Raw genomic sequence first — 24,308 nt, 5'->3', positions numbered from 1 at the left:
GTGAATGCGAAGGGGGCCCAGCACCAGCAGGCCAGCAAATTTTATTGAACTTAAACAATAGAATGTTTGCGATCCAGCCATGCCCAAGTTTCACCACGTCAAGAGACTGTGCGCCTATCTGCTGATCCTGGCGGCAATGCTGCTGCCGGTCGGCCTGGCGCATGCCGCCGTAACCGAAGGCGAGAACGGACGCCGTGTCGCCCTCGTCATCGGCAACTCGGTCTATAAGACGCTGCCGTCGCTCCCCAATCCCGCCAATGATGTCGAAGAGGTCGCCAACACGCTGCGGGCCGCCGGTTTCGACGTCACGATCGGCGTCAATGTCGACCGTATCGGGCTCGAAGATACGGTGCGCCGCTTCCTGCGCTCGACCAGCCATGCCGATGCCGGCCTGATCTATTATTCGGGCCACGGCATCCAGGTGGGCGGACAGAATTTCCTCGTGCCGGTCGATGCGACGCTGGAGACGCCCTATGACGTCGAGACCCAGACCATGCCGCTCGACCTCATCCTGAACCACCTGAAACAGAATTCGCGGGTGCAGCTGATTTTCCTCGACGCCTGCCGCAACAATCCCTTCAACGCCCAGAAATTCTGGATGGCGGAAAAGCTGGAACCGGTCGGCGCCACCCGCGGCCTCGCGCGCATCGACAGCGATCTCGGCAGCCTGATCGCCTTTTCCACCGAGCCGGGCCAGGTGGCCCTCGACGGCGAGGGCGCGCTCAGCCCCTATTCCGAATCCTTCATCAAACGCGCCAGCGAACCCAACAAGGAAATCCGCCAGGTCCTGACCGACGTGCGCCGCGACGTGATCGCCATGACCAACGGCAAGCAGGTTCCCTGGGAAAATTCCTCGCTGATGGACAGCTTCTATTTCATTCCGGCGCCGCCGCCGCCGAGCGTCGAGGCGATGCAGCAGGTGAGCGTGCCGGAGGGAGCAGCCGCCACGAAACTGCCGATCGCCCCACCGCATGACGAGACCGGCTCGGCTCTGCTCGTCACCCTGAACCAGCTTCCCCAGACCGGCAAACTCAGCTTCGACGGCAAACCGGTCGAACAGGGCGCCAAAATGCCCGCCGCGGCGCTGACGGCGCTCACCTATGATTCATCCGGTGTCGCCGCCGGAACCGTCGGCCTGATCGGTTATACCGTCAGCGATCCCTATGGCCAGGCGACGCAGGGCGTCGTCGCCATTACCGTCTCGGCCGATGCCGGCGCCAAGCTCGCCCAGCTCGAACAGCAGAAGCAGACCCGGCTTGCCGATGCCGGCGCCTATCTGAAGGAACTGCCGCGTGACGTCGACGCGACGATCGGCGTTGGCCCCGTTGCAGCCGCTCTGCCTGAAATCCCGGCATCGGCTGCGGAAATGACCTTCAAGGTCGCGGCCCTGCCCGACAAGGGCACGCTGCGGGCCGGAGATCGGGTGATCGGCCTCGGCCATGTGTTGGAGTCCGCCGATATTCCAGCATTGTCCTACGAACCGCAGATCGGCACCGAAAACCAGCCTTTCGCCCTGACGCTGCAGGCCGCCAATGACAACCTGCCGCCGGCCACCGTCACCTTCAAGCCGACGCTCGACGCCTGCGACAGCGCAGCCGCAGCACCGCTCGACCTGCAGGGTGTGACTTCGGGCAAACTGCCAAACGAGATCGATCCGGCCATCGCGGTGCCAGCCTGCACGGACGCAATAAAGACCTATCCTCAGGTGGCGCGCTTCGTCTACCAGCTCGGCCGCGCCCAGCTTGCCAACCGCGACACCAAGACGGCCTTTGCGACGATCAAGAAGGCGATGGATGCCGGGCATGTCCGGGCGATTCAGGAATTGTCGAGCCTTTATGAGTTTGGCGCTTCCGTTCCACGTGATGCCGCCAAGGCCAGCGAGATTGCTAAAGGGGGCGCCGCCAAGGGCGATCCCTTCGCCCTGCACAGCTACGGCAAGTCCCTCTACTACGGCCGTGGTACCAAGGCCAATCAGCGAGAGGGATTGCGGATGATGCTGCAGGCCGCCGACCTTGGCCATACTTATGCGATGAACGAGCTCGGATATATCTTCCTGAATGGTGTCAACGTCCCAGCCGATCCCGAGCGCGGTATTCGTTTCTATGAGGCCGGTGTCGAACGCAACGACATCTACTCCTTGAACAATCTTGCCCTAGTCTATCGCTTTGGAAAAGGTGCCCCCCAGGATCTTACCAAGGCACTTGACCTTTTCACTCGGGCTGCAGAAGGCGGACAGCCTCATGCCCCGACAAACCTCGGGCGCATGTATCGCGACGGCGTTGGCGTTGCCGCAGACAAGACGGAAGCGGTGAAGTGGCTGGAGATGGGCGCCGAACGCGGCGACTATTGGGGTGCTCTCGACCGTGCCGTCCTGGCGAAGGAAGAAGGCGGCGATAGTGACGGCCTTGCGACGGCGGCGCATTATTTCGCGCTGGCGACCGCCATCAACATGCCGGGCAGCGGCGATCCGAAGAACCAGGCTTTGGCAGAACTCAAGAGGCTGCCCAATGCTGCGAAGAAGAACGCAGAAGCCGCCTTTGTCGCCGACCTGACTGCTCAGGAGCAAAAAGCAATTCCAAAATCTAAGTCGATCGAGGACAGGCTCGTCAAGCTCGCCAAGGCGACATGGATAAAGCGAAATCCGAGGTACGATCTCTTCTGAAATGGCGAACCGGGGGCGCCCTACATGAACAGCAAGCTCATCATCCGTGTGCTATTGTGCTCTACCTTCATCGCGGGCTCAGCCGCTATCCTACAGAGTTGTGTGTTCGACCCAGGCGCCAAGACGCTGTTCGCCAGCGACGAGCCGAATAGGAACACCCCGAACGCCACGCCGACCAGGAAAACAACGCCCACTGTCAAAAAGGTGGTAGCAAAGAGCAATGAAACGGCTTTTGGCCGTTCCGGCAATGACTCCGGTTCGAATTCCGGCTCCGGTTCCGGTGGCATGGGCGGCGGCTCATCGAGTTCCGGTGGTTCTTCTAGCTCCGGCAACTCTTCGAGCGGCGGCCCGTCCTGGTAGGGGCAGGATCCTTCATGATTCAAGTTGCGACCCTTATCGGAGGCGTCGCCGGCATTGCGCTCTCGAACTATCTGCTGCTTGAGCCCGGCCAGGCGATGGCGCTTGCGCTGTTCTGCCTTCTCCTCGTTTGGATCGTCGTTGACGGCATGCCGGCCACCCGAGGGGTTTGGGTGTCGAGACAGAGGCGGAACGAAGCTTCGGCCCTCTTCTGGCGGCGCGTCGGGACCAAGCTTGTTGGCCTCGCTGCGCTTTTGGGTGCGGTCGTCATCGCCTGCTCGGTCTTTCCGTTTTTCACGCAGTCGTCGGCGGTCCAATGGTTCATCGGGGCCGGCCACACGACCATTCCCATTTCCATCGTCCTTGCCGGCGCCACTATTCTCTACGTCGCGGTCACCGATCTCGTTGCCGAGGAGCCCGACGATTATCTCCATCAGGCCGGGCGTGCGGTGCTGATGCAGGATTTTCGCGAAGAGGACGTGCTCTTTGCATTGCGCCTGCTCGCGATCAAATGCTTCTTTCTCGTGCTGATGTTTTCAAGCGGCATGGCGGCTCTTTCCGATCTGGCCGACAAGCCGGCCTGGGCCTTTCCTCCACTGTCAGCGGCCTGGTTCGAAGGCTGGACGCGGCTTGTCTTTCTCCTCGACGTCATCCTTGCAGCCGGCGGCTACATCGCCACCTTCAAGCTTTTCGGCTGGCATGCCAGGGCAACGGAGACGACGGCGCTCGGCTGGCTCGTCTGCCTCGTCTGTTACGAGCCGTTCTTTCCTGCGATCTCGCATGCCTTCGTGCCCTATGGCGAGGGGCCGGGCTGGGAGAGCGTCATCCGGGAGGGATCGGCAGTCTTCATCCTCTGGAGTGCCGCGATGCTGTTCTGCGCCCTGATCTATGTCTGGGCGACCATCGCCTTCGGGCCGCGTTTCTCCAACCTTACCCATCGCGGCATCATCACCTCAGGCCCCTATCGCTTCATCAAACATCCGGCCTATGTCTCGAAGAACATCGCCTGGTGGCTGTTTGCGGCCCCGAGCTTTATCGCCAGCGGGTTTGCGGAAGGACTTGCCCGGGCAGGCATGCTGGCGATCGTCACTCTCATCTACATCATGCGCGCCCGCGCCGAAGAACGCATGCTGAGCCGGGATCCAGCCTATCGGGACTATGCCGAGCGGGTCGCAGCACACGGTCTTCTGGCGATGGCGAAGCGGCGTCTGGCGCCGACAGCGCCGCGCGTCTGAAAGTCGGGCGAAGTAGGCGAGGGTGAGTTTGGCGGAAACGGCCCCTCATTCTCCGTCATCCTCGGCCTTGAGCCACTGCTGTCCGGTTTAAATTTAGTGGACATGGTGCACGGTGTTGATTCTACTCGTATTCGAGCGTTTCGCGACGATCTCGGACACGAAATAGGAGCAACACCGTGCGGCATGACAATAGCGTCTTTCATGATCTGTTGAAGCGGATTCCGTGGACGATCTTCGAAAGACTTGTGGAGGAGCATCAGGCCGACAAGCATGTTCGGCGGCTGTCGACGAAGAGCCAGTTGATCGCCCTGCTTTACGGCCAGCTTGCCGGTGCCGTCAGCCTGCGCGAGATCGTCGGGTCCCTGGAAAGCCATAGTGCCCGCCTTTACCATCTCGGCGCTCGCCCGGTGTCGCGCTCGACTTTCGCCGATGCCAACGGCCTGCGTCCGAGCGCCGTTTTTACCGAGTTGTTTACGCAGATGCTGGCCCGCGCCGGGCGCGGCCTCAAGCGGGCCATCGGCGAGGCGGTCTATCTGATCGACGGCAGCAGTCTGCCACTTTCCGGGGCGGGATCGCAGTGGGCCCGCTTTTCCGATCAGGCCTGCGGCGCCAAGATGCACGTCGTCTATGATGCCAATGCCGAACGGCCGATCTATGCGGCCGTCACCGCGGCCAATGTCAACGACATCACCGCCGCCAAGGAGATGCCGATCGAGGCGGGCGCCACCTATGTCTTCGATCTCGGCTATTACGATTTCGGCTGGTGGGCGAAGCTGGATGCCGCCGGCTGCCGCATCGTCACCCGCCTCAAGTCCCATACGAAACTGACAGCGAGCGCCGAGCAGGCGGTCAACGAGGATGCCGGCATCCTGTTCGACCGCATCGGCCTGTTGCCGCAGCGCCAGGCCAGGAGCCGCCGCAATCCGATGAACCGGCCGGTGCGCGAGATCGGCGTGCGGATCGAAACCGGCAAGATATTGCGCATCTTCTCCAACGATCTTACCGCCCCGGCCGAGGAGATCGCCGCACTTTACAAGCGCCGCTGGGCGATCGAACTGTTCTTCCGCTGGGTCAAGCAGACGCTGAAAATCCGCCATTTCCTCGGCAACAGCGAAAATGCAGTGCGCATCCAGGTGGCCGTCGCTCTGATCGCCTATCTGCTGCTGCAGATGGCAAAGGCCGACCAGGCCACCATCATAAGCCCGCTGGCCTTCGCCCGCCTGGTGCGCACCAACCTGATGCACCGCAAAAGGATCGACCGCCTGCTAAAACCACGCAACAACCCTCCCGGAAATCCCGGCCAGATGAGCCTCCAATGGTGACACAATTTAAACCGGACAGCAGTGGCTCAAGGCCGAGCATGACGGAGGACGAGGTGGCGGAAGTGGCAAATCATAGCGTGGACACCCGCGTCAGCAATGTGGTCCGCATGCCTCAGAGAGCTGCGGCGGCCGCCGTAATAGTTTGAATTATGCAGCAGACAGCCGGCGTGACGCTCCCGCGGTCACCCATCCAGCCCCTTGAAGCGCACCGGCTGGTAGCCGCGCATCAGCAGGCTGCCGAGGGAATAGGTGTTGCGGCAGACGCGGCCCTTGCAGGCGTTCGGCGAGGCCTCCATCACTTCCACCTTGCGGTCGTCGGTGAAGCGCATGAACAACAGCACATGCGAGCCCGGCTTGTTCAGCGCGTCGCCCGGACGCAGCGACCAGGGGTCGGAGAGGCGTTTGGTGATGCCGGGGATGGCGCGCGTCGAGACATGCATCTTCAGGCCCCAGGCGTCGCTGACGAAACCGGAGCAGTCGACGCCGAGAATGTTGGATTGCGGCGCGCTCTTGGTGCAGACATTGCCGGCGGTCTGGCCCTTTTCGACGCCGCCGATGAAATTCTCGAGCGGCGTCTTGCAGCCCCAGCAATAGGGAACGCCCTTCACCGTCTGGCCGCGCTTGCCGATCAGGTAGATCGGCCGGCGCAGCCGGTTCATGTTGAGGCAGCCGGGCCCGGGATCGCCGCCATAGGCGGTCGGCGTCACCAGCCAGTTCAGCGTCTCGAAGCCGATCGCCCGCTCGATGACGTCGTCGCGAGATTTCGGCACGATCGCCACCTTCGGCGTCCTGCCGGGTTTATCGGGTTTGAGCGGCTTGGCGGGGTTGATGACGGCAAGCTTGCGGCCGGGATCGCGGCCGTCGAGTTTGACCACCTGCGCCCGGCCCTCCTGCGATCTTAAATAGAGCACATCGCCGCGCGGGCCGATCGCCACGAAGCGCCTGGAGAACACCGTGCCGGGGTCGATCGGCAGGTCGTAGACCCGGTCCATCGCGCCGTTCGGCGTGAAGCGCGCCACCAGCATGCCGGTGCGCTCGGGCCGGTCGGCCGGCACCAGTTCGACCAGCGCATAAGGCCTGCCCGTCGTATCGATGTCGAGAAGTTCGACGGTTCCGATCCGCCCGTCCGCACTCAGCTGCAGCGACAGGAAATTCTCCTCCGAGCTCGCCCGCCGCAGCAGGATCTCCGCCTTGTCGTTGCCGGCCGAGACCTCGGCGACGATATCGCCGAGCCCGCGGCTCGGCACATATTGGATAACAGGCGGGCGGGCCTCGGGCCGGCTGACGCTGCGGCCGATCTCGTCGATGATGCTGTTCAGCGGCCCTGGCGGCACCGAGCCCATCGAGGCAAAGACCGAGCGGGTGTAATCGTCGGCATCGCCGCCGCCGTCGACGGCGCGCAATGTCTGCGCCCGGCCATCGGCCTCGGTGGAGCGCTCGAGCGGCACGACGCCGTCGGACCAGAGATAGAGCTCGTTATGGACGACGGCGAGATCCTCCGGCGCGGCATTCTCCGGCAGCGGCAGGATCTCGGGCTCGGCCTGCGAGCGTTCGGCGTCGATGGCGAGCACGCGGCCGTTGTTCTGGTCGAGGATATAGATGGTGCCGTCGTCGCCGACGGTGATCGCCGCCGGGCCGGAGGCTTCGACCTCCTCATTGGCGGAAATGATGCCGACCGAGCGCCCGCCGTCGCCGCCGGGAAGCTCGATGATCACAGTGTCTTTGGCAAAAACCGGCGAAGCGACCGCAAGTGCCGCGGCAAACAGAATATGCGACGCCAAACTACGCATTGCCTCGACCCCCAAAAGTCGTCAAGTCTTTAAAATGTTAGGACAGTTGCGCCTCCTCAGCAAGCTGTTGCTTTCCAAACGATTTGGAGATCTGCGCTGGGAATAGTACAAGATCATCGTCTCGACGATTTGCTGGCAGGGAATGCTTATGCTGGAATGGAACGGTGACGAACTGGCGCTCGACATCAGCCTGCTGGAGCAGGTGCGCGCCGCGCGGATCGGCTTCTCCGATCGGGTCTGCGCCGCCTCGGCCAGCAAGGACGACAAGCATCTGGCGCAGCTGCGCTCCGAGCCGACCTATCTGATGGCCGAGTTCCTCTATTCGATGAAGGTCTTCGGCATCAGCACCGCCGAGGATATCGAACGTTTCGCCGATCTGCACAATGATTACGTGGTGTCGCTGACCCGCGACCCGGCCAAGCTGCAGCGTCTCGGGCTGTCGCAGGATCGCGCGCTCGCCTCGATGTTCACCGCCGACACCAAGCCGCGGCTGATCCAGAACTGGACGGAGAAGGCGGGCGCCATAGACCAGTCCAATCTCGCCCGGTTCCTGGTGGCGGTCATGTCGAGCGAGACCTGCCGCAAGACGCTGATCGATTTCGAGACGGCGGGCTTCATGCAGCGCAAACGCTCGCCCTACGGCACCATGGTCGTCTGGTCGACGGGCAAGATCGAGGAAATCTTCGGCGAGATGCTGCGCGATCTCCGCCTCGGCCTGCAGCAATTGAAGATCCTCTGATTTCTAACCGATTTCACCCCTCCCAACCGATTGGCACTCGATTGGCACCGGGCGCCGTTGCCATCTTTCCGGCCTCTGCCTATTGTTTCAGCGATAGCCTCGCAAATGGCGCCACCAAGACGGATGCGACGACGATGACGAAATCCCGGCTCATATCCCTGTCGATCGGCCTTCTCATGGCGCTGCCTCAGCTCGGTCATGCCGGCCCCGCCGAGGATGCGCTGGCGGCGCGCAACCCCTCGCTTGCCGCGCTGCGCCAGCATGACGAAAAGGCCTTTTTGGCGGCAGCCGCGATCATCGCCGACCATGAACGCGCTGAGGGACTGACACCCGGCGCGGGCAGGCTGCCGGATCAGACGTCGCCCGGCCGCGACATGGGCTCCAGCCCCGGCAAGGAATTCACCGTCGATAATCCGGATATTCTCTGGCTCTACAATTCCTCGCCCGAGGGCATGAGCGACCTGATCTCGATTTTGAAATCAGCCGGGCAGAAGCCGAAGAACTAAGCACCGTTCCAAAGTCGAAACGACTATAACAGGCGGCGGATATTGCCGGTCCTTGAGTCTTGCTCACGTCTTTTGCCTGCCGGAGACTTCCAGGCTCCAAATAATTTGTAACCCTCCCTCAAGCAAGACGGCCGAAACCATCCCAATTTCACCGGTCAGTGCTATTCTCATCTTCAACACAGTGTGAGATTGTTCGAAGAGGAGGTTTTCCAATGCCGAACCGTAAAGCCATCCTAGCCGCAGCTACATTTCTTTCGTTCTTTGCGGTAGTTCCGGTCGTCGAGGCGCAGAACGAACGCACACTGACCGAAGCGCCGGCGCAGACCGGCCCCGTCAGCATCACCTTCGATCGCGCGGAGGCCAAATACGCCATCGGCGAAGTCGTCGGCCTCTTCATCCAGTCGAGCGAGAATGCCTATGTCACGGTGCTGAACGTCTCGCCGGACGGTTCCGTCGTCAAACTTTTCCCGAACAAGTATCAGACCGATGCGCTGGTCGGCGCCGGCAAGCGCGTACAGGTGCCGGATCCGGCAAGCGGCGCCCGGCTGCAGGTCTCCGGCCCGGTCGGCCAGGAGCAGATCAAGGTCTTCTATTCTTCCAAGCCGCTCAACATTTTCGCCGATCTCGGCGGCAGCGGCAGCGGCATGTTCCGCTCGATCGACGGCGGCATGGATGCCGTTTCCCGCAGCCTCGAAGAAGCCCGCAGCCTCGGCACCAAGATCAGCAGCAAGACGCTGATGCTGACGACGGTCGACAGCCCGGCGGCCCTGCCGCCCGTCGCAACCCCGCCGGTTGCCGCCGCTCCCGCCGCAAAACCGGTCGAACAGGCGGTAAAGCCGCCGGTTGCACCGAAGCCTAAGCCGGCGAAACAGGAGGTCGCCAAGAAGCCGGAAACGGTGGTGGAAAAACCGAAGCCCGCCGCCCCGAAGAAGGTGGCGCCGAAGCCGGTCGAACAGGCCACGACGCAGCCGCCGAAGAAATACAAGATCGTCACCAACCTGGCGCCCGGCCAGGAGCTTGCCGCCGACGAGCTGCAGCTGATCGGCCCGGCCGACACCACGTCCTCCACCCGCCCCAGCCAATATAAGCAGCCCACCCAGTCCTACCAATCATCCCAGACGAAGATGCCGCAGCTCAAGATGCCGCAATTCAAGCTTCCCGGCGGTTTCAGCATCAAGATGCCGCAGCTCAACCTTGGCCGTTCGGCAGAGCGCGACCAGGCCGGCGAAGGCGAACAGATCGAGGTGGCCAATGCCGACACCCCCGCCTGCACCGCCCTGCTCGACAAGCTGAACGAGGCCGTCGCCGCCAAGGACATCCCGGCTGCCGCGACGGAAGCCGATGCGATCGCCGTCAGCGCCGAATGCGGCCAGTTCCAGGTGAATGCCCAGCGCCGCGTCGCAGCGCTCAGGCTTGCCGCCGCCCAGGAGATGATGGCCGCCGACAAACCGGTCGCCGATTACGAGCCGCTGCTGGTGGCCGCCGACAGCCCGCAGGTGCTCTGGCAGGCCTCGGCGACACTCGGCGAGATCTATTTCTCCGCCCGCCGCTTTGCCGATGCCGCCGCCGATTACCAACAGGCGATCGAGATCATCAAGAACGAGACCCGCACGCCGAAAGCGCCGCCGGCCGATACGATTTCCGATCTTATCCAGCGCGCCGCCCAGGCCCGCATCCTTGCCGCCAATCCGTCGAGCGACAACCCTGAAGGCAGCTTCGTGCCGGCCGAGAAGGATCACCGCAGCGGCGTGCTCGGCGGCATCTATTCGGAAAATGTCCGCGGCATCGTGCCGGTCTCCATCCCGGTTCCAATCACCTTCGATTTCGACAAATCGACCTTCACCTCGATCGGCACCGAGGCCGCCGAGGAACTGCTGGAAGCGCTGAAGGAGCAGAAGCCCGGCCGCATCATCCTCATCGGTCACACCGACCGGCGCGGCGGCGACGATTACAATCAGAAGCTCTCCGAGCGCCGCGCCCAGGCGGTTGCCGATTTCCTCAAGAGCCACGGCATCGACGCCTCGATCGATGCTGAAGGCCGCGGCGCTTCCGAACCGGTTGACGTGACCGCAACCGCAAACCTCACCGAAGACGATGTCGATGCGCTGAACCGGCGCGTCGAATGGCGCCGCGAATAGCTGGGGCGAGGGGGCTCGGCCATGTCCACATCCGTTTCCCTGGCCGCAGTCCTTGCCTTCCTCACTTTGACGGCCTCGGGCAGCCTGGCAAGGACGATCGAGGCGCCCGAGCGCGGTGCCGTCCGGGCGGTGCTGATCGGCATCGACCTCTACCGCAACGTTCCGCCGCTGCACGGCGCCGTCGCCGATGCCGAAGACCTCTCGCTGTCGCTGCGCTCGGTCGGCGTCGAGGACATGACGCTGTTGAAAAACGGCGCTGCCGACCGCGAGGGCATATTCCACGCGATCGAAGCCGTCACCGAAAGGGCAGGGCCTGGCGATCTCGTCGTGCTCGGCATTGCCGGCCACGGCTCGAGCGAGCCGGAGCGCGTCAAGGGCTCGAAACCGAGCGGCCGCGACGAGGTCTATGTGCTTGCCGGCTTCGATACCCGGTTGCCGGGCTCGCGCGAGCGCATCTTCGGCGATGAGTTCAAGGTGCTGATCCATAATCTCGAAGCCAAGGGCGCCGATGTCGTCTTCATCGCCGATACCTGCCATGCCGGCGGCATGACCCGCGACGTCGATCCGCGCGGCGCCGACATCACCTGGCGCCAGGCGCCGTCCTATACGATCGAGGAGGACGACCTCGCGCCAATTTCGACGACATCAGATGCGCTGTCCACCGGCTTCGATTTCAAGCGGCTGACCTTTCTCGCCGCCGTAGACGACAACACCAAATCGCCCGAAATCTCGATCCCCGGCATTGCGCAGAAACGCGGTGCGCTGAGTTATGCCACGGCCCGCGCCTTCGAAGGCGCGGCCGACCGCAACGGCGACGGCGCGGTCAGCCGCCGCGAACTCTTCGAATATGTGCGCCAGGCGGTCTATCAGTTCACCGACCAGCGGCAGAACATTTTTACCGAAAGCCCGCCCGGAACCGATCTCGACCGCGCCGTCGTCTACACCTACGAAGGGGCCGGAGCGCAGGTGGCGGCCGCGAAATCGACCGCCCCCCCGCCCGCCGCAGCCGCGCCGATCAGCATTGCCGCCCTCGGCCCGGATCACCCGCTGCAGGGGATCAGCCCCGCCGTCACGCCGTTCACGCTGACAGAGGCTGCCGATGCAGAACTGGTCTTCGATCCGGAAAAACACGAGGCGATTGCCGGCGGCGATGTCGTCGCCTCCGGCGTCGGTGCCGGCGACATGCCCTTCGTCGTCGACCGCATGGCGGCGCTCGATACGCTGAAGCCGCTGTCGGAGGCCAATCCGCAGACGGTGCGCGTCACACCGTCGGATGCGGTGCATCGCGAAGGCGAGCGCGTCGGCGTCACCGTGTCTGATCTCGCCGGCCGCAAGCTCGTGCTCTTCGACGTCACCGGCGATGGAACGGTGCAGTTCCTTTATCCCGGCGAAAAAGATGCCGATGCCGGAATGCCGCAGAGCTTCGATCTCGATCTTTCCGTCGTCGCACCCTTCGGCACCGACCTGCTCGTTGCCGTCAGCTCTGAAACCCCGATGCCGCAGCTTGTCGAGTTCCTGAAGCAGAACGACAGGCGCCGCACGGCCGGCAATATCGCCAGGCGCCTCGGCGAATTCCTGCCCGAAGGCGCACGCGTCGGGTTTACGGTCCTCTATACCTCCGCCGGAGCCAAGTTATGAGCACGTCGATCAGCAGGATCCTCAATATTGCGTCCGTCATGCTGCTTCTGTCCGCTCCGGTGCTGGCGCAGCAGGATACCGATTTCGCCGGCGAGGATGGCGGGCGCGTCATCGGCGGTCAGGCGGCGAAGAAGGGCGAATGGCCCTGGCAGGTGAAGATCCTGGCGCCAGATCCCGAGCAGCGCGGCCGCTTCGGCGGCCATTGCGGCGGCTCACTGATCGCCCCGCGCTGGATCCTGACGGCCGCCCATTGCGTCACCAGCGGCCGCTCCGGCAAGCAGGATCTCTTCGCCCGCGACCTTCTCATCGTCGAAGGCAAGTCGAAGATCGACAAGGTGATATCGGTCGACGGCCCCGACAAGCCGGGTCTCGCCGTAGAAGACGTCATCATCCACGAGGATTTCGACCGCAAGGTCTTCGCCAACGACATCGCCCTCATCAAGCTCGCCGAACCCGCCGTTTCCAGGCCGGCCATTCTCGCCTCGGCCTCGGACGAGGACGTGGAGGCCGCCGGCCACAAGGCCGTCGTCACCGGCTGGGGCTACACCAAGGCCGATCACGGCTGGGACGATAAATACCTGCCGACCGAACTGCAGGAGGTCGAACTGCCGATCGTCCCGCGCGAGGATTGCCGTGCCGCCTATCGCGACAGCTCGATGCGCATGAACCCGATCGACGAGCGCAATGTCTGCGCCGGTTATGCCGAAGGCGGCAAGGATGCCTGCCAGGGCGACAGCGGCGGGCCGCTGGTCGCCCAGCGCCCGGACAAACGCTGGATCCAGCTCGGCATCGTCAGTTGGGGCGCCGGCTGCGCCGAGGCCGAGCATTACGGCGTCTACACGCGTGTGGCCGCCTTCCGCGACTGGATCGCGGCAAAGACCGACGGCGATGTGCCGAACGTTGAAGGGCCTGATGCCGGGCAAGCCGGCGACGATCAGGTCGCGTCGACCACAACAGGCACCGGGGCAAAGCAGAAACAGTCCGGCCAGCAACAAGCCAACCTCGCCATCACCTCACCAAGTGGTGAGACCTCGCCGACAGGTGAGACCTCACCGACAGGTGAGACCTCGCCAACCGGCGACACCCCGCCCGCCGGCGCAACCGAAACGCCGAACCCCGACGTGCCGGCCGCGGATGCGCCGCTCGACAATCAGCCCGCCGTCCAGCCGGCACCCGTTCAAACCCCTGCGACCCAAAGCTCTCCCGGCGACCGCGCGCTGCTGATCGGCATCGACGATTACGAGATGCGCGAGGCCAAACTCACCGGCTCGGCGAGCGACGTGAAGGCCATGCAGCTCTTCCTCGCCAAGACGCTCGCCTACCGCCCGGAACAGATCCATACGCTGACCAACCGCAAGGCGACCCGTGAGGCGATCCTGGCCGAGATCGACGACTGGCTGGTGCGCCAGTCGACGCCGGGCAGCCGCGTCTTCCTCTATTTCAGCGGCCAGGGTTCCGAGGAAATGGGCTCGGAAGAGATGGGCGCCGAGGCAACGACGAGCCCGACGCTGGTCGCAGCCGATGCCAAACTGACGCGCGAGGGCGGCAAGGTGACGGTCACCAACCAGATCCGCGAAACCGAGATCGCCGCCCGGCTGAACAGCCTCAAGGACCGCCGCGTCACGCTGCTGATCGACGCCTGCCATGTCGGCCCCGGCAGCCGCAGCGCGGTGGCCGCCCCCGCCGGCGGCACCGTGCGCTGCCTCGGTCCGGCGCTTGCCGCCCTGGAGCCGCCCAACAAATCGGGCAAGGAAGCGAAATTTTCTTTCGGCGGCGAAAACGCCATGGTCTGGTCGGCCGTCAACGCGGGCCAATGGGCACTGGTCGATCGTGAGGCCAAGCCGGCGCTCGGCGTCTTCACCCGCCGCTTCATCGAAGGCGTGCAGAATGGCGTCGCGCGCGCCGCCGACAAGCCCGACGTCAGCAATGCCGCCCTGCTCGATTATGTCAGGCGCAAATCGGACGAATATTGCCGGACGCATGCGCAAGACTGCCGCTTCACGCCGGTGCCGCAATTTTATGGCCAACCGGATGCGCTCGGCCGCGACGTCATCACCGGCGAGGAAGCAAAGACCCCGGTCGCCGCCGTCGAAAACACGCTGAAGACCGATAACGAAGCCGGTGTCGCCGTCGACATGCTGCCCGGCACGTCGGTCGGCATCGGCGACAAGGTGGCGATGCGCGTCTCCACCAAGAAATCAGGCTATCTCATCCTGGTCGATATCGACGCCTCCGGCAAACTCACCCAGCTTTACCCGAACAAGCGCTCGATGGGCCTGAAACCGACAGCCAAGAGTGGCGACAACCGGCTCGATCCGGCCCGCCCGGTCGTGGTGCCCGATGCCCGCAATCCCTATATCGGCTTCGAATATCAGGTGGAGGGACCGGCCGGCGTCGGCATGGTCGTCGCCATCCTCAGCGACAAGCCGATCGAAGTGCTCGACCTGCCGGATGTGCCGACACCGCTCGTCGGCCAGCGCGCCGCCTTCAATTATGTCTACGACCTCGCCCGCAGCCTCAGGATCGTCGGCGACGACGAGACCGGCGCCCAGGGCAAATGGTCGTTCGATTCCAAATTCTATCGCATCCGCTAACGAGGAGCGAACCATGCCGAAATCCATTCTGCTGGCCAGTCTTGCCGCTTCGCTGATCACGCTTGCCCCAGCCGCCCATGCCGGTGAGACCGGCGACGGCAAGGCGTTGCTCACCGCGCAGACGAGGCTTGCCGTCGAACTGCTCGACCGCACGCTGGCGAGCGAAAAGGCGGCCAATATCATGGTGTCGCCGGCAAGCCTTGCCGCCGCCCTCGGCCTCGCAAGCCTCGGCGCTTCGGATCAAGGCAAGGCGTCGATCGCCAGAGGCCTTGGCTTCGGCAGCGCAGTGCAGGGTCCGGCGAACGTGCTCGACGCGATGATCCCGGAGAAGCCGGCAGCGGCGGATGCGCCTTTGGCAACGGCGGTTGCGATCGTCTTCGACGACCGGCTGGTGCTTGTCCCCGACGCACTCCCCATGCTCGCCACCCATCGCATCAAACCGACGATCGAGGACCTGGACGGCCCGGCATCGGTCGAGCACGTCAACGCCTGGGTCAAGGAGACGACGCGGGGCGCCATTCCGTCGATCCTCGACGCGCCGCCCGGCGGCGGTTTCGTCAGCCTCGGCGCACTCTCCTTCAAGGCGCACTGGAAGACCTCCTTCGATCGGGAAAGCCCGGCAAGCCCCTTTCAGCGGCCTGATGGTTCGACGATCTCGGTGCCGATGATGCATCTTGCCGGCGACGGCCAAAAATTCCGCTCCGACGAGAAATTCTCAGCCGTCGACCTTGCCTATTCAGGCGAGAACTACAGCATGGTCGTGGTGGCGGCACGCTCCGGCAAGGGTGTCGACGGCACCGATCTGAAGGCGCTCACCTCCTGGCTGCAAGGGGAAAAATTCGAAGCCGCCAAGGGCGAAATCTTCCTGCCGCGCTTTTCCCTGAACGACGGGCGTGATTTGATGCCGGTCCTGAACGCGATGGGCGTAGTGCCCGAAAAGGCCCGAAAGACTGAGAAGGCCGGGGATGCGGCTTTCCCGGGTTTCACCAGGGAAAACATCCGCTTGTCGCGCGTCCTGCAGAAGACCATGATCAAGGTCGACGAAAACGGCACGGAGGCAGCGGCAGCCACGGCTGCGATCACCGAGCGCAGCATCGATCCGAAGCTGGTGCGCGTCGTCGCCGATGCCCGCTTCGCCTTTGCGCTGCGCGATACAAGGACCGGCCTGGTGCTCGCCGCAGGCCTGATCGGCGATCCACTACTGGCCGGCGAATAGAATTCGGTTTCATGGAATGCCAATGATTGCAGGGGGACATGTGCATGAGAAGTGATCTGATCGCCCGCTACACGATCGGCGAGCCGATCTATGAAAACGAATTCATCGTCTATCCCGCTGAGGATAAGCGGATGGGCCATGCGGTGTTCATCGTCACGCCCGATGTGGCGCTGAAACTGGACAAAGCCCGTTTCGAGCGGGTCTGGGCCTCGATCAACGAGGCCAAATCGCTGACGGCGCGGCGCTTCGTCGAAATCGAAGACCTCATCCCGCCGTCGCCGGAAGACGATAATTTCTATATCGTCGAGAAGCGGCCGTCGAAAACCCTGCACCAATATCTCGACGAAACCGAAATGGTGGCCTATGAGCGCGCCGTAGAAATCGGCCGCCACATCCTCGAAGGGCTGGCGACGCTGCATGGCGCCGGTTACGCCCATAATGCGCTGACCGACCAGTGCATCTATGTCTCCGAGGATTATTCCGGCCTCTCGGTCCGGATCGGCAACCTGCACCTGATCTCGAAGATCGGCGAGCACATCATCCCGCCCTATGTGCCGGAATTCGGCGCGCCGGAGATCTATGCCAGCGGCACCTTCTCCGCCTCGCCGGCCCTCGATATCTACGCCATGGGCATGATCGCCTATAAGCTCTTCCTGCCGCGCCAGACCTATGCCAGCGTCTTCGACAGCGTCATGGTCTGGGAGGATGAGCACCAGCGCGAGCAGAGCTGGAAGAACATCCATCTCGACCCCTCCAATATCTTCCCGCGCCTTGATGTGCTGATCCCCGGCTTTCCCGAGGGCCTTGCCAGCCTGATCGAGCGCATGCTGAGCCGTGATCCCGGCGTGCGGCCGCGCACCGGCGCCGATGCGCTCGGCGAATTCAGCCGCGTCACGACAGGCATCCAGCCGATGTCCTGGGATCCGCGTGGCGGCATGCCGCAGCAGCCGGAATCCCCGAAGCGGAAAAAATGGACGCTTGCGCATATCTCGATGTTTACAGCGCTGCTGCTGATCTGCATCGGCGTCGGCATCGTCACCATTCCCAAATTGCTGCGCCCGGATCCGAAACTCGTCGCCGATGTCGGCACCTGGAAGAAGGAGGCCGAAAGCCGCAAGCAGAAGGCGATCGCCGCCAAGGCGCCGGAGCGTCCGGCCAGCGACCAGGCGAAACTTTCCTATGACACCGGCGCCACGGCCCTGACCTCGGCCGACGCCCTGCTCAAGGACGAGGATTACGACAAGGCGCTTCCGGGCTACCAGTCTGCTGCCATCAATCTCGGCAATGCGCTGATCGCCATATCAAGGGAAAATGCCGAAAAGGCGAAAGCCGCCGCCTCGGCCGCCGGCGGCGACAAGGCGCCGAGCTTTGCCGAGGCCGAGACCAAGATGAAGGCTGCCGCCGATGGCGCGGCCGCCAAGCAGATGCATGCCGCCGTCGACAATTACGACGCGGCGAAAGCCGCCTACGACGGCCTCGCCAAGGCGCTGACCGCGCTGACCGCGGCCGAAAAGGATGCGGCGGCAAAACGCGAAACCGTCACCCGCATCGTCGCCGGCGACAGCCCCGACGTCGCCAAGGCGAGCAGCCTGATGACCGAGGCCAAGGCCAAGGCGGAGCAATGGCAGCTGCCGGCCGCGACCTCGGGCTATGGCGACGCCGCCAAGCTGTTCGACAAGCTGATATCAGATGTCATGGCGGCCAAGGACGAGGCGACGGCGCTGCGGCAGAAAGTCACCGATCTCCACGCCTCGATCACGACACGCGCCGGCGCCGCCGACCCCACGCTGGCAGCGCTCACGCCGAAGCTGACCGAGGCCGACGGCCGCTACACCAACGAAGCCTATAAGCTCGCCATCGCAGCCTACCAGCCGATCCTCGCCGATCTCGAAGCCCTGTCGGCGCGCGGCTTCTGCCCGGTGTCGCAAACCCTTGCCTTCGAGACCGTGCCGGCCGGAAGTTATCCGCTTGACAATGTCCGGCTGATGACTTCGTCGCTGAAGGATCTCGGCGGCATGCTCGGCGTCGCCAATGGCGCCGTGAAGGTCGAAAAATCCTTCTGCATGCAGGCGAGAGCCGTGACCCGCGCCGAGATCGCGCAATACTACACCGCCAACTCGGACCCCACCGCCGCACAAGCCTATGCCGACAATCCCGAGCAGCCCGCCGACGACGTGCCGCTCGCCGTGGCGCAGAACTACACCGCCTGGCTGTCGAAACAGCTGAACACCCCCGTCCACCTGCCATCGGCGACGGAATGGATGGCCAGCGCCGTCAAGCTGACGCCCGAAAAACTGCCCGACAACGGCGACATCATCCTGCAATGGAGCGCCACCCCCTGCGAAGCCGGCGGCAACGTCGCCTTCATGGCGCAAGAGGGCTCCACCTTCGTCGTCTGCTCGGATGCCTCGGCCGGCGGGATTTTTCGGGTGAGTGCGGAGTTGCGGTGAAGGAGCGGGGAGTGTGGGAATTGAAGGGGAAGCTGGATGCTGCTGACTGTGCGCCAAAAGCGGCCGAAGAAATTTCCGCTTTGCGATGACACTGTTGAAAAACGCGGTTGCGCTTGCTTCAGAATACGCGTTTGTTGTGCCCGGCTATTCAAGAGGCATAATGGTAGGCGCGCTCATGCGAACCTGGGGACGCCGCATGGGGAAAAATCAACCTGTCGACATGTCGGCACTTCGGTCGGATGCGAAGACCACGTCGAAATATCTCGTTTCTCAGGCAATGAAGACGCCCTGGATGAAAGCGTCCTGGACGACATCTTGAAAGACCGGCGTTGACGGTCAATCTCACTCGCGAGCAATAATGTCCTCTACATCAATCCTACACGACATTCCCGGAGGCAAGCCGCTGCTTGAGTGGTTTGGGCGCGTACCCCGCTTCCATGATGCCAAACTGCTTGAGATCGCCTTCTCCAATAGCGGAGCCGGACTGCTGCGCATTCACGCCTGGAACATGACGGACGAGGTGGATGCCGCGGGCTACTTCGTCCTCGACAAGCACGCGATAGTCACTCTTACCCTTGAGGGCGTGAGCGCGATCAATTGTACCGATTTCGATATGGCACCGGGCATCATCTTCGATTTGGAGATCACCAAAGTCGACGAGCATTTCCGCGTTGAGTGGGATGCGAGCTACGGCGTGACCGGGCTAGTCACCGCCAGGCACATACGCATCAATTTGGAGCCGGGGAAACCCGATTAAGACTCTTTTCGAGATAGGCTCTCAGGATCGGGGGCGCGCCGACGCAAGGTCGCAGAGCGCCCTTTCCTGGCATTCGGCACCTTCACGCCCAAGCAGTGTTCGTCATAAAGTTTTCAATTCCCAATTTTAAAATACGCGCGTATATTGCAGCCGGGATTGCAGTATCCGTGCCTTGAGGGGTCGAGGACAATGTGCTGGAATACATCGTCGGCATTCACGCCGGTCGCGCTTTCTTTGAGCCGTCCGGTATCTCGCAAAATCGTACGGACGCTGGGTGACGCCGCGTATCTCCTGATCAACGACTGGCCTTTCGATGACGGCGAGGAATATGTCGCTGCCGTGAAAGCCTGCGTCGACGCCATCAGCGGGAAGATTGCCCCGGAACAATTCCGGGAAGCGCTTCTGCGGGCGGCCGAGGAGGCCGGCATCGCTGCTCTATCGCTCGTCCCGCAGGGCGTTGGACAGCGACGAGCCGACCTGCCCCCGGCGATGCGAACATAGGCCTTGTTTCACGCGGCGGCCGGCCTTTCGGCATCAGGTTTGCGCCAATAGCAGACGTCCAAGAAAAACGAAAATGCCACCAGATATTTGCCGTGGCTCTGCTTCAGGATAGACTGGCGCCGTGCGTGTGGCCCCCTCATCCGACCCTTCGGGCCACCTTCTCCCCACGGGGGAGAAGAGAGAGATTGCCGCGTCGCCATCCACCCCGTTGGAGGGAGTGCCGTTAAGCAGGCCGTTCGTTTGGGTACTGCCGGTGCGCCTTGCACCCTCTTCTCCCCTCGGGGAGAAGGTGGCCCGAAGGGTCGGATGAGGGGGCCACACGGCACGCCTCTCATTCGAGCAATTCCAAAAAACTGCGTAGCAGCTTTGTATCAGGAACGCCCCCGCCCGATCTCAATGGCTGCGCGGCTGTGCTTTTGCGAGAGCTTCGTCGAGCCATTTATCATGCACGATATTGTCACACTTCGGATAGTAGCATTTCTCGGTCTCGTAGGTGAAGCGGCTCGGATCCATTCCTTCGAGCGACAGATTGCTGAGCGAATAAACCCCGGCCAAACCGGCAAAGAGGCAGAGCAGAATGACCGCATAGGTAATGTGACGTGTTGTGATCAATCGCGCAGCTCCAAAGCCGCAAGCTTATAGGAAGGCTGTTTGTCGTTTCGTCACCAAATTCGTTAAAATTGCACGACAACGCACTGCCGGCGATGCGTTGAGAAACCAGGCCTGACGGAGCGTGATGCCGGAGGTCGAGAAGCGCCACAGCGGGCGGGCGGAAGCGGTCACCGGGAAAGCCATTGCGCTCGTCCTCAGGCTTTGGCCGCCTCCGCTCTGGTCGTCGGCTTCAGCAGGATGATGAGCAGCAGGCCGGCGACGATGAGTGCCGCGCCTTCGAGATGATAGCGTTGCAACTGTTCGCCGAGGAACAGGTAGGCGAGCACGGCGATAAAGATCGTCTGGATGTAAAGCAGCACGCCCGCCCGCGCCGCGCCCAGGGCCTCGATGCTGCGATTGAAGAGATAATACATGACCGCGCCGCCGGGGATCGAGACATAGCCGAGCGCGATGAGGCCGCTGGCATTCAGCGTCGAGCGCTCGTCAGAGGCGAGCTCGAAAAGGTAGAAGGGCAGCGCCGTCAGCACCGCCGCACCGAGAAGGAGGACCAGGAGCGCAAGCCGATTGAGATCGAATTTCGCCCGGCGCAGCAGCACGGTATAGAGGCTGAAACAGAAGGCGCCGGCGACGATCCATAATTCGCCGGGATTGAGGTCGAGGCGCAGCAGTGCGGCCGGGCTGCCCTTGACGATGATGACGACGATCCCGAGAAAGGCGAGGATCGATCCGATCACCTGCCAGCGCCCCATCGGCTCGGCCAGAATGAAACGGGCAAGAATCATGGTGATGATCGGGATGAGGGCGATGATGATGCCGGCGGTCGTGGCATCGGCATGTTCGAGGCCGACAAAAATCAGGCCCTGGCAGATCGCAAGCCCGATACCGCCGATGGCGAGCAGCTCGAGGCCGCGAGCCCGCACGAGCGCGGCCATGGCGCCGAAATGCCGGGCGACGATCGGCATCAGGATCGCCCAGGCGATCAGCACGCGCCAGAAACACAGCGCCCAGGGCGGCATCTCCGAAGAAACCCATTTCGCGGCGATATAGACGCCGGCCGACAGCAGCCAGCAGAAAACCCCCACGGAATAGGCGGCAGCAAGTGAACCGCCCGCCGCCTGTTCCGTCCCGACCGTGTCGCGATGGACCGCCAAGACATGTATCGCCATCGCCCAGTTATGCCACAATTCCCGAGCGCTGCACAGATGACGCGGCGCCAAGGGCCGCCATGGCTGGTCATCTATTCATGGGAATGGCGATGGTGCAGATCGGGGTAGTGAGGATGTTTATGCCTCAGAGGCTCATGGCGATGCCAATGCGAGTGCGGCTCGCTGACTGGGCCGTCATGGGAATGTTGGTGATGCTCGTCATGTACATGGGAGTGCTCGTGTTCCAGCGCCGCATGCTCGTGCTCATGGTCGTGACGTTCGGCCAGATGAAGCCAAAGGCCAATCGCCATGAGAACACCGGCCGCAACGATCTGAAATGTTACAGCCTCGCCGAAAATGACGACCGCAAGCACCGCACCGATGAACGGCGCTAAAGAAAAATAGGCTCCCGTGCGGGCTGTCCCAAGATGGCGAAGCCCAAGCATGAACAAAACCAGGCTGACGCCGACGCCCAGGAAGCCGACGAACGCGCCCGCTCCGACGAGCGCAATATTGGGTGGCGACGCACCGAAGCCGAACGCCAGCAGAAGGTTGCTGCTTCCCGCGACGACACCCTTGATCGTGGCGATTTGAACCGGGTCAGCCGACGACAATTTGCGGGTCAGGTTGTTGTCTATACCCCATGAAAGGCACGCGGCCGCAATGAATAAGCTGCCCTCGTCAAGCCGCAGGGACTGACCGTTCCACGACAAAAGCACCGCGCCCGCAAGGATCGCACCGGCGCCCAACAATAGTCGCCTGTCGACATTTTCCCGAAACACCAGCCAGGCAATGCCCATGGTCGCCAGTCCCTCCAGATTGAGGAGCAGCGATCCCGAGGATGCAGACGTATGAGATAGCCCCAGCATCAAGAACAGAGGGCCGAGCATTCCTCCGAACAGGATGACAAAAGCGAGCCAAGGGAGGTCGGCCGTTTGCAGCGGGGCCTCGACATTGACAAGTCCAATCAGGCGGCGGCCCCAATGAACGACGGCGAGACCAAGTCCGGCGCCGAGATAAAGGATACCCGCCAGCAACCATGGGTCAATTGAACCCACAAGCAGTTTGGAAACCGGCGCAGATGCACCGAACAGAACGGCAGAACCCAAAGCGAGGGGAACGCCGGGCCAAAGGTGTGTGTGTTTGTCAGCCATGGCTGCGGTGTATCACGACGGATGAGGCACCTGCTATTGCCTTTTAGCCGTCACCGATAATCGCTTCGGCGTGAACTCCGTCATGGCTCGGAAGCGCCGGAGAAAAAATTCCCCGGCGAAATCGGCTGGCCGCACGCCGGCGGGCAGGGGCTGCAGACAGTCGGGCCGATCCGTCACCCGCCCCGCCAGCACGAGAGCCGAGCGCCGGCTCCCTGTCCACTCCCATGGCGGCGGCGGGCAGCTAGCTCCCCGGCGCAGCGGGGCGTCTCTCAGCCCTCGGATTTCAGCTTGCCGCCGACTGCCCAGGCATCCTTGGCGATCTCCGTGATCAGGATTTCCACCGATTCCGGCGGGCACGCCAGGGTTTCGACGGCGGCCTTCGTCGCTTCGCGGGCGAAGGCGCGCTTCTGATCGTCGGTGCGGCCGGGATGCATCTGCAGGTGAAGAATGGGCATGTTTTCTCCTTGGTCACGTTGGCAATGTCCGCCGCCTTGGCGCGGGCATAACGACTATGTTGTAAATACTGAGGTTGATAAATAAGCTGCCAGTGTCTTCATTCAAAACCATACGGTAGGCAATCATGGACAAGCTGGCCGGCATGGCGATGTTCGTCAGGGTCATCGACACCGGCAGTTTCGCCGCCGCCGCGGAGATCGCGCAGGTGTCGCCTGCCATGGTCGCCAAGCACATCAAGACGATCGAGACCCGGCTCGGGGCGAAGCTGATCCATCGCACCACGCGACGCCATCAGCTGACGGAGGTCGGCCAGCTCTATTACGAGCGCTGCAAGCGGGCGCTGTCCGAAGTGGCGCTGGCCGAGGCTTCGGCAAGCGAACTGCAATCGGCGCCGCGCGGCCGGCTGCGGCTGGTGGCGCCCGTCAGCTTCGGCACGCAGAACCTGGTGCCGGCGCTGGTCGAGTACCAGAACGCCTATCCCGACGTCAGCATCGAGCTGTCGCTCGACAACAATGTCCATGATCTCGTCGGCGAGGGGTTCGAACTCGGCATCCACATCGGCCCGCTCGCCGACGATAGCCTGGTCGCCCGTCCGCTGACGCCCTACCGGCGGATCCTCGCCGCCTCACCGGATTATCTCGTCCGCCATGGCCGGCCGGCTTCGCCGGAAGCGCTGACCAACCATCTCTGCCTCGGCCACTCCTATTGGCGCAAGCAGGACCGATGGCACCTGGTCGGACCGGGAGGCGAAATGCGGGATGTGTTGATTTCCGGAAAATTCTCCACCAACCAGGGGGCAGCCCTTCGCATGGCCGCGCTCAGCGGCGCCGGAATTGCACTCCAGCCGGAACTGCTGCTCGCCGCCGATATCGCTGAAGGCCGGCTTGAGCAGGTGCTGCCGGAATGGTCCTACAAGCCAGTGCCGATGTCGCTCGTCTATGCGCCGAACCGCCGGCCGACAGCGATGTTGCGGACGGTGATCGATTTCCTGGTGCAGCGGTTCGGCTAGCGACGGGGCGGAAGGTTTTCAAATCTC

18 protein-coding genes and 1 pseudogene are annotated in these 24,308 nt (G+C 63.1%); 14 read left to right on the top strand and 5 right to left on the bottom strand.

Going from position 1 to position 24,308, the window contains the following annotated elements:
• Window positions 1-79 precede the first annotated feature (79 nt).
• From RHEC894_RS28790 to RHEC894_RS28775, 4 genes are all read left to right on the top strand, one after another.
• Complete coding sequence (locus tag RHEC894_RS28790) at window positions 80-2,662, top strand: caspase family protein (protein WP_085740088.1); 2,583 nt, start codon at window positions 80-82, stop codon at window positions 2,660-2,662.
• Between the two features lie 24 nt (window positions 2,663-2,686).
• The gene (locus RHEC894_RS33185) at window positions 2,687-3,022 is read left to right on the top strand and encodes a hypothetical protein (RefSeq protein ID WP_164517721.1); all 336 of its coding nucleotides are present in this window, start codon (window positions 2,687-2,689) and stop codon (window positions 3,020-3,022) included.
• 14 nt (window positions 3,023-3,036) lie between these two features.
• The gene (locus RHEC894_RS28780) at window positions 3,037-4,254 is read left to right on the top strand and encodes an isoprenylcysteine carboxylmethyltransferase family protein (RefSeq protein ID WP_085740087.1); all 1,218 of its coding nucleotides are present in this window, start codon (window positions 3,037-3,039) and stop codon (window positions 4,252-4,254) included.
• 176 nt (window positions 4,255-4,430) lie between these two features.
• The gene (locus tag RHEC894_RS28775) at window positions 4,431-5,576 is read left to right on the top strand and encodes an IS4 family transposase (RefSeq protein ID WP_010069540.1); all 1,146 of its coding nucleotides are present in this window, start codon (window positions 4,431-4,433) and stop codon (window positions 5,574-5,576) included.
• A 182-nt stretch (window positions 5,577-5,758) separates the two neighbouring features.
• On the opposite strand, the gene RHEC894_RS28770 is transcribed toward RHEC894_RS28775, so the two are convergent.
• A complete protein-coding gene (locus RHEC894_RS28770; protein WP_085740086.1) occupies window positions 5,759-7,366 on the bottom strand; it encodes a hypothetical protein in 1,608 nt (535 codons plus the stop codon).
• A 148-nt stretch (window positions 7,367-7,514) separates the two neighbouring features.
• Between RHEC894_RS28770 and RHEC894_RS28765 the strand changes: the two genes are divergently transcribed.
• The 9 genes from RHEC894_RS28765 to RHEC894_RS28725 all read left to right on the top strand — a co-directional run bounded on the left by RHEC894_RS28765 (window position 7,515) and on the right by RHEC894_RS28725 (window position 19,905).
• Window positions 7,515-8,105: a hypothetical protein gene (locus RHEC894_RS28765; RefSeq protein ID WP_085740085.1), complete on the top strand. Its 591-nt coding sequence runs from the start codon at window positions 7,515-7,517 to the stop codon at window positions 8,103-8,105.
• A gap of 134 nt (window positions 8,106-8,239) precedes the next feature.
• The gene (locus RHEC894_RS28760; RefSeq protein WP_085740152.1) at window positions 8,240-8,611 is read left to right on the top strand and encodes a hypothetical protein; all 372 of its coding nucleotides are present in this window, start codon (window positions 8,240-8,242) and stop codon (window positions 8,609-8,611) included.
• Between the two features lie 212 nt (window positions 8,612-8,823).
• Entirely contained in the window at window positions 8,824-10,749 is a 1,926-nt protein-coding gene (locus RHEC894_RS28755; RefSeq protein WP_085740084.1) for a DUF4384 domain-containing protein, read from the top strand.
• Window positions 10,750-10,770: 21 nt separating this feature from the next.
• A complete protein-coding gene (locus tag RHEC894_RS28750; RefSeq protein ID WP_085740083.1) occupies window positions 10,771-12,387 on the top strand; it encodes a caspase family protein in 1,617 nt (538 codons plus the stop codon).
• A complete protein-coding gene (locus tag RHEC894_RS28745; protein WP_085740082.1) occupies window positions 12,384-14,981 on the top strand; it encodes a trypsin-like serine protease in 2,598 nt (865 codons plus the stop codon). Before RHEC894_RS28750 ends, RHEC894_RS28745 begins: the two co-directional genes overlap by 4 nt.
• A 13-nt stretch (window positions 14,982-14,994) precedes the next feature.
• Window positions 14,995-16,197 carry a serpin family protein gene (locus RHEC894_RS28740; protein ID WP_085740081.1) on the top strand — a complete coding sequence of 401 codons (1,203 nt, stop codon included), beginning with the start codon at window positions 14,995-14,997 and terminating at the stop codon, window positions 16,195-16,197.
• 44 nt (window positions 16,198-16,241) lie between these two features.
• Window positions 16,242-18,647: a serine/threonine protein kinase gene (locus tag RHEC894_RS28735; protein ID WP_085740080.1), complete on the top strand. Its 2,406-nt coding sequence runs from the start codon at window positions 16,242-16,244 to the stop codon at window positions 18,645-18,647.
• 358 nt (window positions 18,648-19,005) lie between these two features.
• The gene (locus RHEC894_RS28730) at window positions 19,006-19,404 is read left to right on the top strand and encodes an Imm50 family immunity protein (protein ID WP_010068197.1); all 399 of its coding nucleotides are present in this window, start codon (window positions 19,006-19,008) and stop codon (window positions 19,402-19,404) included.
• Between the two features lie 189 nt (window positions 19,405-19,593).
• Window positions 19,594-19,905: a DUF982 domain-containing protein gene (locus RHEC894_RS28725; protein ID WP_010068196.1), complete on the top strand. Its 312-nt coding sequence runs from the start codon at window positions 19,594-19,596 to the stop codon at window positions 19,903-19,905.
• A 393-nt stretch (window positions 19,906-20,298) separates the two neighbouring features.
• On the opposite strand, the gene RHEC894_RS28720 is transcribed toward RHEC894_RS28725, so the two are convergent.
• The 4 genes and pseudogenes from RHEC894_RS28720 to RHEC894_RS28705 all read right to left on the bottom strand — a co-directional run.
• Window positions 20,299-20,517: a hypothetical protein gene (locus RHEC894_RS28720; protein ID WP_085740079.1), complete on the bottom strand. Its 219-nt coding sequence runs from the start codon at window positions 20,515-20,517 to the stop codon at window positions 20,299-20,301.
• Between the two features lie 194 nt (window positions 20,518-20,711).
• The gene (locus RHEC894_RS28715; protein WP_085740078.1) at window positions 20,712-21,683 is read right to left on the bottom strand and encodes a DMT family transporter; all 972 of its coding nucleotides are present in this window, start codon (window positions 21,681-21,683) and stop codon (window positions 20,712-20,714) included.
• A 71-nt stretch (window positions 21,684-21,754) separates the two neighbouring features.
• A complete protein-coding gene (locus tag RHEC894_RS28710; RefSeq protein ID WP_085740077.1) occupies window positions 21,755-22,816 on the bottom strand; it encodes a DMT family transporter in 1,062 nt (353 codons plus the stop codon).
• A 269-nt stretch (window positions 22,817-23,085) separates the two neighbouring features.
• Window positions 23,086-23,277, bottom strand: a pseudogene (locus RHEC894_RS28705) (4-oxalocrotonate tautomerase); the annotation flags it as partial.
• A 119-nt stretch (window positions 23,278-23,396) separates the two neighbouring features.
• On the opposite strand from RHEC894_RS28705, the gene RHEC894_RS28700 reads away from it, so the two are divergent.
• Entirely contained in the window at window positions 23,397-24,281 is an 885-nt protein-coding gene (locus RHEC894_RS28700; RefSeq protein ID WP_085740075.1) for a LysR family transcriptional regulator, read from the top strand.
• Window positions 24,282-24,308: the final 27 nt, after the last annotated feature.

The sequence above is a fragment of the Rhizobium sp. CIAT894 genome, assembly GCF_000172795.2.
GTDB lineage: Bacteria > Pseudomonadota > Alphaproteobacteria > Rhizobiales > Rhizobiaceae > Rhizobium.
The sequence above is the reverse complement of the archived record's forward strand: the minus strand, read 5'-3'. Positions and strand labels throughout refer to the sequence as shown.

Excerpts from the sequence above, each read along its gene's own strand:
- RHEC894_RS28790 (WP_085740088.1), top strand. The coding sequence starts at position 80 with ATGCCCAAGTTTCACCACGTCAAGAGACTGTGCGCCTATCTGCTGATC.
- RHEC894_RS33185 (WP_164517721.1), top strand. The coding sequence starts at position 2,687 with ATGAACAGCAAGCTCATCATCCGTGTGCTATTGTGCTCTACCTTCATC.
- RHEC894_RS28780 (WP_085740087.1), top strand. The coding sequence starts at position 3,037 with ATGATTCAAGTTGCGACCCTTATCGGAGGCGTCGCCGGCATTGCGCTC.
- RHEC894_RS28770 (WP_085740086.1), bottom strand. The coding sequence starts at position 7,366 with ATGCGTAGTTTGGCGTCGCATATTCTGTTTGCCGCGGCACTTGCGGTC.
- RHEC894_RS28765 (WP_085740085.1), top strand. The coding sequence starts at position 7,515 with ATGCTGGAATGGAACGGTGACGAACTGGCGCTCGACATCAGCCTGCTG.
- RHEC894_RS28760 (WP_085740152.1), top strand. The coding sequence starts at position 8,240 with ATGACGAAATCCCGGCTCATATCCCTGTCGATCGGCCTTCTCATGGCG.
- RHEC894_RS28755 (WP_085740084.1), top strand. The coding sequence starts at position 8,824 with ATGCCGAACCGTAAAGCCATCCTAGCCGCAGCTACATTTCTTTCGTTC.
- RHEC894_RS28750 (WP_085740083.1), top strand. The coding sequence starts at position 10,771 with ATGTCCACATCCGTTTCCCTGGCCGCAGTCCTTGCCTTCCTCACTTTG.
- RHEC894_RS28745 (WP_085740082.1), top strand. The coding sequence starts at position 12,384 with ATGAGCACGTCGATCAGCAGGATCCTCAATATTGCGTCCGTCATGCTG.
- RHEC894_RS28740 (WP_085740081.1), top strand. The coding sequence starts at position 14,995 with ATGCCGAAATCCATTCTGCTGGCCAGTCTTGCCGCTTCGCTGATCACG.
- RHEC894_RS28735 (WP_085740080.1), top strand. The coding sequence starts at position 16,242 with ATGAGAAGTGATCTGATCGCCCGCTACACGATCGGCGAGCCGATCTAT.
- RHEC894_RS28730 (WP_010068197.1), top strand. The coding sequence starts at position 19,006 with ATGTCCTCTACATCAATCCTACACGACATTCCCGGAGGCAAGCCGCTG.
- RHEC894_RS28725 (WP_010068196.1), top strand. The coding sequence starts at position 19,594 with ATGTGCTGGAATACATCGTCGGCATTCACGCCGGTCGCGCTTTCTTTG.
- RHEC894_RS28715 (WP_085740078.1), bottom strand. The coding sequence starts at position 21,683 with ATGGCGATACATGTCTTGGCGGTCCATCGCGACACGGTCGGGACGGAA.
- RHEC894_RS28710 (WP_085740077.1), bottom strand. The coding sequence starts at position 22,816 with ATGGCTGACAAACACACACACCTTTGGCCCGGCGTTCCCCTCGCTTTG.
- RHEC894_RS28700 (WP_085740075.1), top strand. The coding sequence starts at position 23,397 with ATGGACAAGCTGGCCGGCATGGCGATGTTCGTCAGGGTCATCGACACC.